The organism is Exiguobacterium sp. HSB13, from assembly GCF_056764755.1.
Genome location: NZ_JBUZOM010000001.1, coordinates 1709883 through 1726626, shown reverse-complemented (window position 1 = coordinate 1726626; position 16744 = coordinate 1709883). Strand labels below are relative to the sequence as shown.

16 protein-coding genes, 1 riboswitch and 1 other annotated feature (1 of these 18 running past the window's edge) are annotated in these 16744 nt (G+C 46.4%); of the genes, 14 read left to right on the top strand and 2 right to left on the bottom strand.

Annotated elements, in window-relative coordinates:
* The first annotated feature begins 4 nt into the window (after positions 1-4).
* From ACZGCQ_RS09160 to ACZGCQ_RS09125, 8 genes are all read left to right on the top strand, one after another.
* Positions 5-493 (top strand): flavodoxin domain-containing protein, encoded by a 489-nt coding sequence (locus ACZGCQ_RS09160; RefSeq protein ID WP_023469116.1) that lies wholly within the window; start codon positions 5-7, stop codon positions 491-493.
* The gene (locus ACZGCQ_RS09155) at positions 462-1505 is read left to right on the top strand and encodes a ribonucleotide-diphosphate reductase subunit beta (RefSeq protein ID WP_035406099.1); all 1044 of its coding nucleotides are present in this window, start codon (positions 462-464) and stop codon (positions 1503-1505) included. Before ACZGCQ_RS09160 ends, ACZGCQ_RS09155 begins: the two co-directional genes overlap by 32 nt.
* 434 nt (positions 1506-1939) lie before the next feature.
* The gene (yugI, locus tag ACZGCQ_RS09150; protein ID WP_012371159.1) at positions 1940-2332 is read left to right on the top strand and encodes a S1 domain-containing post-transcriptional regulator GSP13; all 393 of its coding nucleotides are present in this window, start codon (positions 1940-1942) and stop codon (positions 2330-2332) included.
* A 136-nt stretch (positions 2333-2468) separates the two neighbouring features.
* On the top strand, positions 2469-3635 hold the full coding sequence (locus ACZGCQ_RS09145) for an iron-containing alcohol dehydrogenase (protein ID WP_410501699.1): 1167 nt from the start codon (positions 2469-2471) through the stop codon (positions 3633-3635).
* A 113-nt stretch (positions 3636-3748) separates the two neighbouring features.
* Positions 3749-5098: a glucose-6-phosphate isomerase gene (locus ACZGCQ_RS09140; RefSeq protein WP_047393465.1), complete on the top strand. Its 1350-nt coding sequence runs from the start codon at positions 3749-3751 to the stop codon at positions 5096-5098.
* 172 nt (positions 5099-5270) lie between these two features.
* Positions 5271-5744: an RNA deprotection pyrophosphohydrolase gene (gene ytkD / locus ACZGCQ_RS09135; protein ID WP_149427744.1), complete on the top strand. Its 474-nt coding sequence runs from the start codon at positions 5271-5273 to the stop codon at positions 5742-5744.
* Positions 5716-6471 carry an alpha/beta hydrolase family protein gene (locus ACZGCQ_RS09130; RefSeq protein WP_481266072.1) on the top strand — a complete coding sequence of 252 codons (756 nt, stop codon included), beginning with the start codon at positions 5716-5718 and terminating at the stop codon, positions 6469-6471. Before ytkD ends, ACZGCQ_RS09130 begins: the two co-directional genes overlap by 29 nt.
* A gap of 174 nt (positions 6472-6645) precedes the next feature.
* Positions 6646-7899 carry an EAL and HDOD domain-containing protein gene (locus ACZGCQ_RS09125; RefSeq protein ID WP_481266071.1) on the top strand — a complete coding sequence of 418 codons (1254 nt, stop codon included), beginning with the start codon at positions 6646-6648 and terminating at the stop codon, positions 7897-7899.
* A 25-nt stretch (positions 7900-7924) separates the two neighbouring features.
* Here ACZGCQ_RS09125 and pckA read toward each other — a convergent pair whose 3' ends face one another.
* Positions 7925-9493 (bottom strand): phosphoenolpyruvate carboxykinase (ATP), encoded by a 1569-nt coding sequence (gene pckA / locus ACZGCQ_RS09120; protein WP_481266070.1) that lies wholly within the window; start codon positions 9491-9493, stop codon positions 7925-7927.
* Positions 9494-9727: 234 nt separating this feature from the next.
* A riboswitch (SAM riboswitch) is annotated at positions 9728-9854 on the top strand.
* A gap of 128 nt (positions 9855-9982) precedes the next feature.
* On the opposite strand from pckA, the gene metK reads away from it, so the two are divergent.
* From metK to ACZGCQ_RS09105, 3 genes are all read left to right on the top strand, one after another.
* A complete protein-coding gene (gene metK, locus ACZGCQ_RS09115) occupies positions 9983-11191 on the top strand; it encodes a methionine adenosyltransferase (protein WP_023469108.1) in 1209 nt (402 codons plus the stop codon).
* A gap of 138 nt (positions 11192-11329) precedes the next feature.
* Positions 11330-11818, top strand: a complete 489-nt coding sequence (locus ACZGCQ_RS09110; RefSeq protein ID WP_069940898.1) for a GNAT family N-acetyltransferase — start codon at positions 11330-11332, stop codon at positions 11816-11818.
* Between the two features lie 78 nt (positions 11819-11896).
* Complete coding sequence (locus tag ACZGCQ_RS09105) at positions 11897-12601, top strand: alpha/beta hydrolase (RefSeq protein WP_481266069.1); 705 nt, start codon at positions 11897-11899, stop codon at positions 12599-12601.
* Positions 12602-12648: 47 nt separating this feature from the next.
* On the opposite strand, the gene mnmM is transcribed toward ACZGCQ_RS09105, so the two are convergent.
* The gene (gene mnmM, locus ACZGCQ_RS09100) at positions 12649-13248 is read right to left on the bottom strand and encodes a tRNA 5-(aminomethyl)-2-thiouridylate-methyltransferase MnmM (protein ID WP_481266373.1); all 600 of its coding nucleotides are present in this window, start codon (positions 13246-13248) and stop codon (positions 12649-12651) included.
* 153 nt (positions 13249-13401) lie between these two features.
* Here mnmM and ACZGCQ_RS09095 point away from each other — a divergent pair, with 153 nt between their 5' ends.
* The 3 genes from ACZGCQ_RS09095 to ACZGCQ_RS09085 all read left to right on the top strand — a co-directional run bounded on the left by ACZGCQ_RS09095 (position 13402) and on the right by ACZGCQ_RS09085 (position 16538).
* Complete coding sequence (locus ACZGCQ_RS09095) at positions 13402-14580, top strand: MDR family MFS transporter (RefSeq protein ID WP_481266068.1); 1179 nt, start codon at positions 13402-13404, stop codon at positions 14578-14580.
* Between the two features lie 184 nt (positions 14581-14764).
* Entirely contained in the window at positions 14765-15799 is a 1035-nt protein-coding gene (locus tag ACZGCQ_RS09090) for a peptidoglycan bridge formation glycyltransferase FemA/FemB family protein (RefSeq protein WP_481266067.1), read from the top strand.
* A gap of 94 nt (positions 15800-15893) precedes the next feature.
* Positions 15894-16538, top strand: coding sequence for an HAD family hydrolase (locus ACZGCQ_RS09085; protein WP_069940895.1), 645 nt, complete (start codon positions 15894-15896; stop codon positions 16536-16538).
* A gap of 38 nt (positions 16539-16576) precedes the next feature.
* Positions 16577-16744 (top strand) — a binding site (T-box leader); it runs 55 nt beyond the window's last position.

The window sequence follows — 16744 nt, the reverse complement described above, 5'->3', positions numbered from 1 at the left end:
TATCATGAAGGCAGCAATCGTATATGCGTCATTGAGTGGAAACACAGAGGAGGTGGCAGAACTCGTCGCGAAGACGTGTTCTGAGATGGGAATCGAGCCGACGATGTTGTTTGCGGACGAAGTGACGACGTATCAGTTAATGCCTTATGATATCGTCTATTTTGGTTCGTATACGTGGGGAGATGGGCAACTGCCCGACGATATGCGCGACTGTCTTAGAACCGTTCTGAAGGAGAGTTCGCATGCGATTCCGCAGGCAGCTGTTTTTGGAACAGGGGACAAGATGTTCGTCAAGTATTGTCGCGCCGTTGATGAGATGGCTTATCATCTCTCAAAATTCGGGGTACCGCTTGCTGGAGAACTGTTGAAAATCGAACAGTCACCACGCAATCGCCCGCATCTCGTCAAGGAATGGACGAAACGGACCATTCTTCAATTACAGCAAGAAGGAGTCGAAGCACATGGAACAGCTACAAAAAATCAAACTGCTTGATGCACGTCATCCAAATCGCGCGACAGCGATCATCGGTGGCGAAACGAGTGCCATCGTCAACTGGAACGACATTGCGTATCCACAGTTTTATTCGATTTACAAACAATTGTTATCGAACTTCTGGATTCCAGATGAGATCTCAATGTCGAAGGACATGCAACAGTGGAATCAACTGAGCGAACGGGAACAGGATGCCTTCAAACGAATCATCGGGCTACTCTCGATCCTTGACTCGGTTCAGACACGTTATATCTTGGAATCGGCAATGTTCACATCGGATTCATCTGTTCATGCGATTCTCGCCATCATCGCGCAACAGGAAGTCGTTCATAATCAATCGTACAGCTACGTCTTATCCAGCTTAGTTCCATTGGCTGAACAAAACCGGATTTTCGATATCGCGAAAGACGATGACATGGTCATGAAGCGTAATGCATTCATTCTTGATTTATACGAAGATTTCCAAAATGACCGGACTCCAGAAAACTTCGCGAAATCGCTCGTTGCTTCGATCGTTCTTGAAGGAATCAACTTCTATTCAGGCTTTGCTTTCTTCTATAACTTAGCGCGTCACCAAAAGATGGTCGGAACATCGACGATGATCAGCTACATTCAACGGGATGAATTACAACACTCGTACTTCATCAGCCAATTGTTACGTGCTGTCTTGTCAGAGCATCCGGAAATTGATGCCGATGGCTCATTCACACAATTCGTCTATGATACGTTCAAGCGTGCCGTTGATCTTGAAATCGAGTGGAGCGAATATGTCTTGCGTGATTTAGATGGACTTGACGTCAGCGAAATGCGTGACTACGTCAAATATCTCGCGAACAAACGTCTTCGCGTCATTGGTTTATCGGATCTTTATGAAGGGCACGACGAAGACGTCATGCCATGGATTCGTGCGTATTCGGATGATTCGATGAATGCGACGAAATCGGACTTCTTCGAACAAAAATCACGTTCGTATGCAAAAGTAACGGATGCGAATGGATTCGACGATCTGTAAGTAATAAATAGATAATTGATGATTGCTTCTACTCTATATTTCCTTTACGCTAGGACAGGTGAGGTTCTGCTCGACTCCTGCGGAAAAACAAGTCATCATGACCCTCGAAGATGCGACGCATCTGAAGCGGCATGATGGCTTATCCGCGGAAAACGAGCAGACCGAGACTGTCCGTTTTTTTGATAGTCTTATCTGTCTTTTGTCTTTATCGTTTCAAGCATTACTTTTCTTTGTCACTTAGGTCAATTGAGTAAAAGAACAAAAAAAGGGCCGAACTCGGAAAGTTCGGCAGAATCAGGGGGAATACTTGAAGTCTTGCTACTAAAATGTTCCCTTGTGAAATAAAAAATAAACAAATTCCAAAAATATTTTTTACGATACAAGAAAAGTGTGTTATTATAAGTTGATGAATTTAGTTAGGGAGTGTATACATTATGGCAAACTTTGAAAAAGACCAAGTCGTTACTGGTAAAGTAACTGGTATTCAAAACTTCGGTGCTTTCGTAGCACTTGACGAGCAAACACAAGGTCTCGTCCACATCTCAGAAATCTCACACGATTACGTAAAAGACATCAACGATTACGTAAAAGTTGGCGATGAAGTAACTGTTAAAGTTCTCGACATCGACGAAGCTAACAAAAAAATGAAGCTTTCGATCAAAGCAACTCAGGAAGCTCCAAAACGTGAAGCACGCGCGAAAGGTCCACGCAAAAACGCTGGACGTCGCGATGCAGGTCCTGCTTTCAAACAAGAAGAAGCACCTGGATTCAACGTTCTTAAAGGTAAATTGGAAGAATGGATTGAAAAATCAAACTTCCAAAAATAAGCCACATGAGAGAATCGACATCGGTCGGTTCTCTTTTTTTATGCGATTTTTACATAGAATAAGCATTAAATTAGATGCGAAAGGGGAATGTGTGGATAATGTAAGGTGTTCATTACTTATTGAGGAGGCAACACAGATGGAAAACTTTGAATATCGCAATCCTACGAAACTTATTTTTGGTGACGGTCAAGTCAGCCAACTGAAACCACAACTCGAAGCACTCGGTGCAAAGAAAGTCATGCTCGTCTTTGGTGGCGGCAGTATTAAACGTAACGGTGTCTATGACGATGTCACACGTGAACTCAATGCGGCAGGAATCGAGTACGTCGAATGCGACGGTGTCGAACCAAACCCACGTATCGAAACTGCGGAACGCGGCATTAAGATCGCACGTGAAGCAGGCGTGGACGCATTGCTTGCACTCGGTGGCGGTTCTGTCATCGACTGCACGAAATTGATTGCTGCTGGTATTCCTTATGAAGGCGAAGCGTGGGATCTCGTCATCGGCAAAGCAACACCAGAAACAGTCATCCCATTCGGAACAGTCTTGACGCTTGCAGCAACAGGTTCTGAGATGAACTCAGGATCCGTCATCACGAACTGGAAGACACAAGAGAAATACGGTTGGGGCAGCCCGCTTACGTTCCCAACGTTCTCAATCCTTGATCCGAAGTACACAGTCAGTGTGCCAAAAGATCAAACAATCTACGGTATCGTCGATATGATGAGTCACTGCCTCGAGCAATACTTCCACCCTGCGCATGCACCGGTCCAAGAACGGATGACAGAAGGTGTCATGAAAGCAGTTGTCGAAGCAGCACCAAAACTCGTCAACGATCTCGAGAACGTTGAGCTTCGTGGTACGATTCTCTTCGCTGGTACGATGGCTCTTAACGGTGTTCTTCAAATGGGAGCACGCGGAGACTGGGCATCACACAACATCGAGCACGCTGTCTCAGCTGTTCACGATATCCCGCACGCAGGTGGACTCGCAATCCTCTTCCCGAACTGGATGCGCCACGTGCTTGACGAATCAAATGCACATCGCTTCGTGACACTCGGTGAGAACGTCTTTAACGTTGATACGGAAGGTAAATCAGAGATGGAAGCAGCACACGCGACAATCGACGCAATCAGCGCTTTCTGGACATCACTCGGTGCACCAAACCGTCTTGCTGATTACGACATCAAAGAAGATACAGTTGACTCAATCGTCAAGTCAGCGATGACACGCGGCGACTTCGGAAACTTCAAATCACTTGGAAACGAAGATGTTCGTCAAATCGTGACAGCTGCCCTATAACAATCTGTAACATTTGCTAATCATTTCACAAAAGACTTGAACGACCTTCCTTCTTGCGTTTTAATGAAAAGGAAGGTCGCATTTCGTTGCGAATGAATAAGGAGGACGATGGCATGTCAACAGTACGTTTTGATTATTCGAAGGCCCTACAATTTGTAGGTCAACATGAAGTAGATCATATGGCGGAGACGGTAAAGACGCTTCACCATGCGATTCATGAAGGAACAGGCGCAGGAAGTGATTTCTTAGGATGGGTAGATCTTCCGACGAACTACGATCAAGCGGAGTTTGCACGCATCCAAGCGTCTGCAGAAAAAATCAAGTCGGATTCTGATGTGTTGTTAGTCGTCGGAATCGGCGGTTCGTATCTCGGTGCGCGTGCTGCAATCGAGATGCTCGGACACTCATTCCATAACTTGTTATCAAAAGAAGATCGCAAAGCACCACAAATCATCTATGCAGGTCATAATATCTCATCGACGTATCTGCACGATTTATTCGAAGTCCTCGAAGGAAAAGATGTATCGGTCAACATCATCTCGAAATCGGGTACGACGACAGAACCAGCAATTTCGTTCCGTCTTTTGAAATCGTTCATGGAAGAAAAATACGGTAAAGCAGAAGCAAAACACCGGATTTATGCAACGACGGATAAAGCACGTGGTGCATTAAAAACACTCGCAGACTCTGAAGGATACGAAACTTTCGTCATTCCGGATGATGTCGGCGGTCGTTTCTCTGTTTTGACACCGGTCGGTCTATTACCAATCGCAGCAGCTGGTATTTCAATCGAAGAGTTGATGCAAGGTGCCCGTGACGCGCAAGAGCGCTATGCGAGCGAAAACCTAGCTGACAACGAAGCGTATCAATACGCGGTCGTCCGAAATGCGCTTTATGCGAAAGGAAAGACGATCGAGCTTCTCGTCAACTACGAACCAGCACTTCATTATGTATCAGAGTGGTGGAAACAATTATACGGCGAGTCAGAAGGAAAAGACTTCAAAGGGATCTTCCCAGCAGCGGTCGACTTCTCGACGGATCTTCACTCGATGGGACAATACGTCCAAGAAGGTCGTCGTGACCTGTTCGAGACAGTCATCAAAGTCGGTCAAGCGCGTCATGCGTTGACGGTTGAAGAAGACGCTCAGGATCTCGATGGATTGAACTTCCTTGCAGGGAAGTCGATTCAATTCGTCAACGATAAAGCAGCAGAAGGTACGTTGCTTGCGCACACGGACGGACAAGTACCGAACTTGACAGTCGAACTTCCAGAGATGACACCGTATCACCTCGGATTCCTGTTCTACTTCTTCGAAAAAGCTTGTGCGATGAGTGGTTACCTCCTCGGAGTGAATCCATTTGATCAGCCAGGCGTTGAAGCGTACAAGAAAAACATGTTCGCTCTTCTTGGTAAACCAGGATTCGAAGCAGAAAAAGCAGAACTCGAAGCACGTTTGAAGTAATGTGAAATGACAGTCGATCGTTCCCTAGTGGAACATCGGCTGTTTTTTTGCTTTTACCGGATGATAGTAGGCTATCATTTTCCAGATTTACAGGTAATCCTAGCGTTTTCACTTTTAGAATACCCGTGAAACAGGTAAAGTGAAGTTAGAAGAAGAAATGAGGTGCACGTACGTGATTACATTCTTGGATTATTATCAAAATCAAGTGGAGTTAAGTTTTGATGACCATCCGTTCTCGGATCGTCCCTTGCACGTGTGGGTCATTGCCGTGTACGAAGGAAAATGGTTGCTGACCCATCATAAGCAGCGGGGGTATGAATTTCCTGGTGGAAAGGTTGAACCAGGGGAAACGGCAGAAGAAGCTGCACGTCGCGAAGTGATGGAAGAGACGGGTGGGGAAATCGATTCTCTCTCATATGTCGGACAGTATCGTGTTGCTGGAAAAGGTGATACGATCATCAAAAACATCTATTTCGCGCAAATCGGATCATTGTCGTCTCATCTTGCCGTGGATGAAACAGATGGTGCTTTTCTATTCGAGGAACTCCCTGATCGTCTCGATACGAATCGACAATACAGCTTTATGATGAAGGACCGTGTCCTTCCGGAGACACTCCGTGTACTTAGCGAACGCCGATTGGTTTGAACTTCCGCGGCAAGGTCCGTTTCGGACGTTTCGGATGTTTTATACCACAGCGGACGGAGAACGGGTCGGTGCCTATATCGTACTCCCGCAAGTTGCGAACGGTCAGGGGATTCTCTACTTGCGTGGTGGAACGCGTTCGATCGGAATGGTCCGACCGACTCGACTGCTCGCGTTCGCACAGGCAGGCTTTTTTGTCATGGCACCTTTCTATCGAGGGAATCTAGGCGGTACGGGCAAAGAAGACTTTGGACATCACGATATCGAAGACGCCTGCAGTGCCTTTGACTGGTTGCAGCAACGTGTCTCACATGTTCACGCATTTGGATTTTCACGTGGTGGACAGATGGCGTTGCTCCTTGCGCATCACCGTCCAGTCGCCCGAACGGTGTCCTGGGCAGGGGTGACCGAGTTGAAATGGACCTATGAAGAGCAGAAGACGATGCAAAAGATGCTTCGTCGCTACACGGGAGGTACACCAGACACGGTTCCTGATGAATATGCGGTTCGCTCGCCGCTCCATGTCGCACCTCAAGGTGAAGTATTATTGATTCACGGTGCATACGATGAGAACGTTCGTTTACGACACGCAACCGCTTATGCTGCACGTCATCCTGAGCAGACGACGCTTCAAACTTATGCCTATGCCCATCAATTTCCGATTCATGACAAGTTGCGTGTGACGCGGAATGTGTTGAATTGGTTTGAGACTGGTATCTATAATCGATGATGTAGCCGGTACGATGAATGTCGTATCGGTTTTTTTGTCATCTGAAGAATTGAACTTACATACATAATGGGAAAAAAAGAATATTGATTCGTTGTAAAAAACAATAAACTTCCTGAAAAATAAATTTTGATATAATTAGAACCATACGAGTAATGTAGAGGGGGATGGAGGACGATGGATATCTTACTAGCACGTCAACCCATCGTTGACCGAATCGGAGCAGTTGATGCATTCGAGTTGCTGTATCGTTCCGTCAAACAAATGAATGTATTCGACGGTGATCTAGCGACAATGGATGTTTTAACGAATACACTCGTTCATATGGGTGTGGAGCACGTTGCTGAAGGTAAAAAACTTTTCGTTAACTTTACAGCGGATCTCTTAAAAAGTGATCTGATTCACTATTTAGATCCAAGTCGGTTCGTTATCGAAATTTTAGAAACTGTTGATATCGATACAGAGATGTTATCTGTGTTGCACAGTTGGAAAGAAGCAGGTTTTACACTAGCACTCGATGATTTTGTGACCGATTTACTTCGTCAACATGGAACAGAATTATTCGCACTAATTGATTTAATTAAAATCGACATCGAGGCGATTTCTCCTCGTGAGCAAAGTGCGATCTTGCATATTGTCCGGCGTAATTATCCCCATATTAAGATGCTTGCCGAACGAGTCGAGACACACGAGGATCATACACGTTGTCTTGACATGGGATATGACTGGTTTCAAGGCTATTTTTACGCTAAGCCAATGTTGATGAAGGGAAAAGCTGTCCCTCCTCAATTGCCGGTATTGCTGAAGATGCTAAAATGGCTCGATACGGATGAAAAATACGATGAAGTCATTGATGAGATTGAAGCAAATCCGTATATCAGCATTCAAGTACTGCAACTGATCAATTCTCCAGGAATGGGATTACGAAATACAGTCAGCTCTGTTCGTCAAGCCATTTCACTACTTGGCTTCTCGCAACTCAAAAGCTGGATTTCGTTAATCGTCTTGCGTGAGATGAAGCTTGCTAGTCCTTACGAATGGTCAAATGAGTTACTCCGGTCTTCTTTACATTGTGCTAAGCTTTGCGAGCTATTTGCAAAAGAAACACGCACGTTGAAGTCAGAGAGTGCCTACATGATCGGATTGCTGTCACACATTGATGCGTTATTGTCTGTGGATATCGACGACATCATTGGTCAATTACCAATCGAAGATTCCTTGAAGGTTGTCCTACAAGGAAAAGATCATCCATTCCGGGATTGTTTAGTGCTTGCGATCAGTGCAGATCGCGGTGATTTTGATCAGTTCGAACTGCTCAGTCAACGTTTAGGTGTCTCACTTCCACGAGCCTATGCGCTACTAGCAGAAAGTCAGGAATGGCTTAAACAAAAAGAAACACATCTTCAAGAAAGAACGGATTCTATCCTATAAAAAAAAGAGCCCGAGGGCTCTTTTTTTATAGGCGTGGACCAGCTGACTTGATTGCATCCGTCGCACTTTCGAAGCGAAGGAAATTGTGTTGGAATTTCTCAGCAAGCGAACGCGCTTGTGTGTCGTATTCGTCCGGATTCGACCAGACGCGTACCGGGTTGAGTAACTCGCTTGGAACACCTGGAACTTCCAGTGGCATGTGAAGTCCGAAAATCGGGTGTTCTTCTGTTGGAATCGTTGCAAGTGTACCGTTGACGGCAGCGTTGACCATCGTCCGTGTATAGGATAGCTTCATGCGGCTACCTGTACCGTAAGCACCGCCTGTCCAACCTGTGTTGACGAGATAAACAGTGACACCATGACGATCAATCAATTCGCCAAGCATCGTCGCATATTTTTCAGGCATTAGTGGAAGGAACGGTGAACCAAAGCATGTCGAGAACGTTGCTTCCGGTTCCGTGACACCGCGTTCTGTTCCCGCGAGTTTTGATGTATATCCTGATAGGAAGTGATACATCGCTTGTTCTTTCGTCAATTTACTGATCGGAGGCAAAACACCGTACGCATCAGCCGTCAAGAAGACGATCGTCTTCGGATGACCAGCACGTGACGGAACAGCGATGTTATCAATCGCTGTGATCGGATAAGCAGCACGCGTATTTTCCGTCAATGATGTGTCATCGTAATCAGGATGACGGGCTTCGTCGAGCATGACGTTTTCAAGGACGGTTCCGAAACGGATCGCGTCAAAGATTTGCGGTTCTTTTTCACGCGATAAGTTAACGGTCTTTGCATAACATCCACCTTCGATGTTAAAGACACCGTCGTGCGACCAACCATGTTCGTCGTCACCAATCAATTGACGGCTATCGTCTGCTGATAGGGTGGTCTTACCAGTACCGGATAGACCGAAGAACAAGGCGACGTCGCCTTCGTGTCCGACGTTTGCCGAGCAGTGCATCGAAAGGACATTTTCTTGTGGCAAGAGATAGTTCATGACGGAAAAGATTGATTTTTTGATTTCTCCCGCGTATTCCGTTCCACCGATCAAGACGATCCGGTGTTCGAACGACATCGCGATGAACGTCTCGGAGTTCGTTCCGTCAACGGCAGGATCTGCTTTGAAATGCGGCGCATAGACGACCGTGAACGGTTCGAAGGCAGCCACTTCAGGATACTCGCGTAAAAAAAGTTGTTTGGCAAACAGGTTATGCCAAGCGTATTGTGTGAGCACACGGACCGGAAGGGTGAAGTGCGTATCTGCTCCAGCAGCAGCTTCTGTGTAGTAGAGCTGATCGGCTTCGTTCATGTAACGAAGAACCTTTTGCAACAATTGTTCAAATTTGTCTCCATCCATTGGTTGGTTAACGTGACCCCAATCAATGTGAGACTCGCAGGAAGAATCACGGACGATGAACTTATCTTTTGGTGAACGACCTGTAAATTTCCCCGTTTCTACAGATAATGCGCCGTTCTCAGCAAGGACACCTTCTTCGTTTCGAATCGCATGTTCGACAAGTTCAGCAACAGATAGTTGTTTGAACACATGCTCTTTCTTGAGTAGTTCTTCGATATTCAGGACCGTCATCGGCATCCTGACCCCACCTTTCCCCTACGTTGGTTTTGGCTCACTGTATTTAGTATGACACATTTATTATATATGACATACTAAAGAGAGAGCAATCATTTTCTGGTGCTGATTTCTATTTATCTGGAAACGCTTTCAGCATTAACAGTTTAACATCTCTTTCAAAAAGTTTCGACTAGAATTTGAAACCTTGCTTGACAGAGTAGGTACAACTTTATATCATGTAATTCGTAACGGATACTCTTATTCTGAGCAGGTGGAGGGAACAAGGCCCGAAGAAACCCGGCAACCGTCCTACATTAATTCACATATTAATGAGGGAAAAGGTGCTCTCCTGAAGCGAAGTAAACACTTCGAACGATAAGAGGGTAAAGGAAGAACGCACAACCTTTCCCTGACCATTTTTTGGACTTGGAAAGGTTTTTTTCATTTTACCGTCCCACTCAACTAGGGGAAATGAGTACACCGTCAAATTCTTTTTTGGGAGGGTCATACATGACAAACCTTAATCGCCGACTTTTCACGTCGGAGTCAGTCACTGAAGGTCATCCAGATAAAATCTGTGACCAAATTTCGGATTCAATTCTTGATGCAATCCTCGCAGCGGATCCAAACGCACGTGTTGCGGCAGAAACTTCTGTCACGACAGGTCTTGTTCTCGTTGCAGGTGAGATCACGACATCAACTTACGTCGACATTCCAAAAGTCGTTCGTGAGACAATTCGTGAAATTGGCTACACACGCGCGAAATACGGTTTCGACGCGGACACGTGTGCTGTATTGACATCAATCGATGAGCAATCAGCAGACATCGCTCTTGGTGTCGACCAAGCGCTTGAAGCACGTGAAGGTAGCATGTCTGATGCAGAAATCGATGCTATCGGTGCAGGAGACCAAGGTCTCATGTTCGGTTACGCAACGAAAGAAACACCAGAACTCATGCCACTTCCAATCTCGCTTTCACACCGTCTCGCACGCCGTTTGGCAGAAGTGCGTAAAAACGGTCAACTCGACTACCTTCGTCCGGACGGAAAAACACAAGTCACGGTCGAATACAACGAGAACAACGAGCCGGTTCGTGTCGATACAATCGTCATCTCGACACAACACGCAGAAGAAGTCACGCTTGAGCAAATCCAAGCTGACTTGAAAGAACACGTCATCACACCGGTCATCCCGGCTGAATACATCGACGCAGCAACGAAATTCTTCATCAACCCAACTGGTCGTTTCGTTATCGGCGGACCACAAGGAGATGCTGGATTGACTGGTCGTAAGATCATCGTTGATACGTATGGTGGATACGCACGCCACGGCGGTGGAGCATTCTCAGGTAAAGATCCAACGAAAGTCGACCGTTCAGCTGCATACGCAGCACGTTACGTCGCGAAGAACCTCGTTGCTGCAGGTCTTGCAGACAAAGCAGAAGTTCAACTTGCGTACGCAATCGGTGTCGCGCACCCAGTATCAATCGCGGTTGATACATTCGGTACAGGAAAACTTCCTGAAGCGCAACTCGTCGAATTGGTTGCTGAAAACTTCGATCTTCGTCCGGCTGGAATCATCAACATGCTTGATCTCCGTCGTCCGATCTATCGTCAAACAGCTGCATACGGTCACTTCGGTCGTACAGATGTTGAGCTTCCATGGGAGCAAACAGATAAAGCAGCAGTTCTTGAAGAACAAGCAAAACGTTTCGCATAATCAAAAAGTCCGAGAACCCTACGCGGGTTTTCGGACTTTTTTTGTTTACGGGGAACTTTGCAGGAAACGAATGTTTTTTCTAGAAGAGGGTAAAAGTACATGAGTCGATTCGTATGAATATAAAGGGGGGTTCCGATTATGGAAATACGCGAAGCTATTCCAGCTGATGCAGGACGTATTCATGACATTGCCGTCACATCTTGGTTGGATACGTATGCAGAAATCTATTCCGAACGTTCGAAAGCGCATTTCGTGCAGGAGGCGTATCCGCAAGAAGAAGTCGTTCGTGCGATCCGGACGGCGGAAGAAGCACGGGGAGAGTATTTTTATGTCGGAATCATCGACGAGGAGATCGTCGGTTTCATTCATGCTGTTGATGTTGAGGGAACGTGGGAGATCGTTCGTCTGTACGTCTTACCGAAATATCAGCAAAATGGTATCGGGCGACGTCTGATCCGTGAACTCGAACGACAAGGAGCCGTCCCACTCGAAGTCTACGTGGAAGCACGTAACTATAAAGCACGTCAGTTCTTGACCTCATTTGGTTTTGAAGAACTGAGTGAGATGACGGAAGAAGTCTTTGGGCAAGTAGAATCTGTCATTCGTCTTCGCCATGTCGCCTCGTGAAATCCGTCTTGGGACGGTTTCGATTGCGTTTGAAATAAGGTATCGTGAAAAGGAAGTATGAAGTGAAGAGGTGAGTTTGTGGTTGAACAACCAACAGGAATCATCGTATTAGTCTATCCGTTACAACTGCGTGCCCGTCCGAGTGAAGCTTTGATTCGGGTACTCGAACGAGAGTATGAAGTATTGCTCGTCGACGCACCACGTCGCATCTCGTTTGAAGAACATGGTCAACTGTTAAAAGAAGCATTACGTGAAGCCGGGAAACGCAAGCTACCGATTCATATCGTCGCCTGTAGCATGGGCGCACTCGTCGTCAATCGTCTGTTGCAAGAATATGAATTACCGGTCGCCAGTCTGTCGTTCATTTCACCGTTGTTTGATTGGCACCCTTCAAAACAACTCGGAGGCGTCAAACAAGTCTTTGCAAGTGCGTTCGATCGTTTCCGACCTGATGCGCCACTCGGTACGTTGCCGTTTGGTCAAAGTACGGAAGATACTGTTCGTATCGGTGAACTGACCTATGCACAGTACCGGGAAATCGAAGAAGAGATCGTCGTACATGACGAGGAACGAAAAAAACTGCCACGTGTGAACTTGGCTTGTTTTTATGCACCGGACGATCAATTCGCAGACGTCAAGTTGACGCTTGAAGTATGCCGGAAAATGGGTGGCGATCAGATTTACTTACAACGTCTACACGGATTTCCGCATTTTAGTTTCGAACGGTTGAACACACGGTTTGCAGAAAAATTAATATTGTTCTTTAAGCTTGTGGAAGAGTGAGAAAAAAGTGATGCCTCTAAAAAAAGGCATCACTTTTTTGTGTCCAATCATCCGCGTACTTTTTTCTCGATTGCGATGATGAACGGTGGATGATTTTGTTGATTCAAGAAACGGTACTGAAGAACGGCGTAATCTTGCTGATCAAGGGCTGTCACGTAATCGAGGACAGCGTCGCGCTCTCGTTTTCCTTCCAGGTGACCGTGATAGACGACGAGGACGACAAGACCGCCGGGAGCGAGGACCGGGAGGAGGGCATCGAGTGCTTCGAGCGTCTCTTCACCTGTCGTTGTGATCGATTTGTCGCTTCCAGGCAGATATCCGAGATTGAAGACACCGGCACGAACGGGACGTTGTTCGTCCGAAAGACGGGCACCGACATGGATGTGGCTTTCATGATAAAGGTCGACGCGTGCTAACATTCCGGCTTCGTCGAGACGTCGCGTCGATTCCTCGATGGCTTGTGCCTGGACATCGAACGCAAGGACTCGACCTTCTGGACCGACGCATTCTGCTAAAAACTGCGTATCATGTCCATTTCCGGCAGTCATGTCGACGACGCAGTCTCCGGGCTCGATAACGGACTCGAGTAATTGTTTCGTATAAGGTAGTACACGGGCAAGTGACATGGCATGGACTCCTGTTCCTATAGTCTGTTTTTCTAGTAATGGTTCAGTATGTGCAAGATTCTTTCTGCATTATATCATTTTTTGATTCATTGACGAAAAGCGAAGTGGCTTGACAGACAAGGGACGGATTGCGTAAAGTGGCAAGGTTGAGAATGAAATAGGAGGACCACAGGTATGCCAAAATTACCAAAAGCGGTCTGGATCCTTGTCCTTGCGATGGCCATCAATACGACGGGATCCTCTTTTTTATGGCCGTTTAATACATTATATATACATGAATATTTAGGAGAGTCGATGACGAAAGCAGGGATGGCGTTGTTCGTCAACTCGGCCTTAGCAATCGTCGGAAACTACTTAGGTGGAAAAGCGTTTGACCGTCTCGGCGGCAAGAAGACGCTCGTCATCAGTGTCATCGGACTTGTTCTGTCTTCCGTCGGCTTGTTGCTGTTTCATCAGACGTACCTCGGATACGTCGCGATGCTTGGATTGATTGGATTCGTCGGTGGGATGGTTTTTCCGACGATCTACGCGATGACGGGTGTTATTTGGCCTGAAGGCGGGCGTCGTGCCTTTAATGCGATCTATGTCGCACAAAACGTTGGTGTAGCGCTCGGGACAGCTGTCAGTGGTCAAATTGCTGCCTTTTCGATTCAGTACATCTTCATCGCCAATCTTGTCCTCTACATCGCTTTTGCCATCATTTTGTTCGTCGGTTTGTCCTGGATTCAGGCACCGGCGCGGATGCATGCGACCCATGACGAGACCGAAACGACACGCACACCCCTTGCACGCGGTGCGGCACGGACGATGTTGCTCGTCTCGATTGGTTATGCCTTACTTTGGTTCGTTTATGTGCAATGGCAGGGAACCTTTGCTGTACACACGAAATCGCTCGGTGTCACGATTTCCGAATACTCGATTCTTTGGACGATAAACGGAGCACTCATCGTGTTCGCGCAACCTTTACTAACACCAATTCTTCGTTGGTTTGGAGATGACTTAAAGCGACAACTGATGACAGGTACAGGAATCTTCCTCTTGTCTTATCTGATCGTTCCGTTCGCAGGTGGCTTTAAGATGTTCCTCGTCGCGATGATCATCCTGACGGTCGGTGAGATGTTCATCTGGCCAGCGGTTCCTGCTATGGCGGCGAGACTCGCGCCAATCGGAAAAGAAGGAGAATTCCAAGGGTACGTCAATATCGCTGCTTCAGCAGGACGGATGATCAGTCCGACCGTTGGAGGGTTGATCTACGACTTATCCGGTATGTCAGCGGTCTTCTTGACATTGATTGGATTGATCCTGTTAGCGGGCGTCGTCTTCCTTCGTGCCATTCCTAAAATCACATCATGAGCATCATCTGTAAGACAGCGGACACTTTGATCCGCTGTCTTTTGTTACGTCTTTCGTTCTAAAAACATAAAATAAACATTTAATAATATGGAATATTTCGGCAAAGAAACGGGTACTTTCTAATCAAGAACTTGAAAAGAAAGGTCATATGAACGTTGCTTCTTTTTTGACTGGAGGTGCACGAATGGAAAGGTGTCAATTCATCACAGATGCCGCAACTTGGACGACACACGTACAGCAACAGCCTCTTGATATCTTCTACAGTCACCAATACGTCACGCTCAATGCTAGACCGTCTGAGCAAGCGGTGCTATTCCGTTATGAAGGTGATGCAGGAACACTATTTTATCCCTTTTTAAAGCGCCGGATTTTTGATACACCTTATTCAGATCTCATCACGCCGTATGGCTACGGTGGACCGGAAATCATTGGTCAACTGACTGCGACTGAAATGCAGCATGCACGCTTATTGTTCGAAAGGTGGGCAGAGCGAGAAGCGATCGTCTCGGAAATGATTCGCTTTAATCCATTGACGGGGAATGAACGCTTCATGCGGGATTGGACGAAAGTCTCTTTCATCCGTCATACGACGAGTATCGATTTACGCCCTTCAATAGAGGACATCATGCAAACATTTCATAAGAAGACGAGAAGTATGATTCGCAAATCGCTTGCCTCTCCTTTAACTGTTAGAACAGGAACACGAGACGACCTATCTGTTTTTGTAGCGTTGTATCATGAAACGATGGACCGGAAGAATGCTTCGGCTCATTACTATTTTACAGCGAATTATTTTGAGCAATTATTTGAAGCAAATCCCCTCTGTGAGCCATTGTTACTGATTGCGGAAATCGACGGAGAACCTGTTGGTGGATACTTCGTATTGCTCGGAAAAGAATATGCCCACGGTCATTTGATTGGTTGTAAGCGGGATGAAGCGAGGGTGTTTCCGAATCAGCGACTCGAGTACGAAGCGATTCTTCAGGCGAAAGCACGCGGTCTCGTCGAACAACATCTCGGGGGTGGATATCAAGAACGGGATAGTCTCTTTGAGAGTAAATGCCGCTATACTGGATATCGACTATTTGAGTATCATCAAGGAAAATCGATTCTTCAACAAGCCATATACGATCAGTTATGTATACGATACGGGTCAGATGCCGATTCGGATTATTTTCCGGCTTACCGACAAACCAGTGTCCAAATGGCGACAAGTTAAACAGTAAGTAAATGAAGAAGGTGAAACGACTACATTGTGTAGTCGTTTTTTTGATATGCTGAAATCATGATAGATCAATAAAGGGGGATGTGTCTTGAAAAAACGAGGTCTTATTTTTGATATGGATGGGGTCATCTTAGATAGTGAAATTCGCTACTTTGAGGTCCATCAGCAGATGTTTAAAACGTTATCGATTCCGCTCGATCCGGTTCAGTATGCGACGTTCATGGGAAAAACAGGAGATGAGATGTGGGAAGAACTTGTCGCGCAACACGACCTTCCAGAAACAGCGAGTGCGTTACTTGAAGAAGAACATCGCTTGTTTCAAATTCATGCAAAACCGGAAGAATGTGGTTTAAAAGAGGGAGTTAAACAAGTCATCGAACAAGCGGCGTCTCTTGGTTATGATATCGGGATCGCCTCTTCAAGTTCGCTTCAAAAAATCGAACGCGTCATCCGTCATTATGAGCTTCCAATCACGCATTACGTCAGTGGGGAAGAAGTCGTACGTTCGAAGCCGGATCCTGCGATTTTTCGACTTGCAGCATCACGAATCGGGCACGCACCTGAAGAGTGTCTCGTCATCGAAGACGCTGCGAACGGGATGATCGGTGCAAAAGCAGCAGGCATGGAAGTGATTGCGCTTCTTGATGACCGGATGCCGACGCAACGTCTAGAACAAGCGGATCATGTGGCGCGATCGCATGCAGAAATCGAGGAAATTTTACGGAAGCGTTGACGCTTGAGGAAGAAACAGATTACACTAGGAAAAGATAGTCAATTGCATGGAACTGAAGTAGTAGGGGAAAGGTGCCGTCAAGAGAGCTGGTGGAAGGTGCGAACCAGTCGGTAACAACCGTGAACTCGTCAGGGAGCACGATTCGTGAAGTCGTAGTAGCGAATCCGGTCTTTCACACCGTTATCCGTGAATCAAGCGGTCTGTCA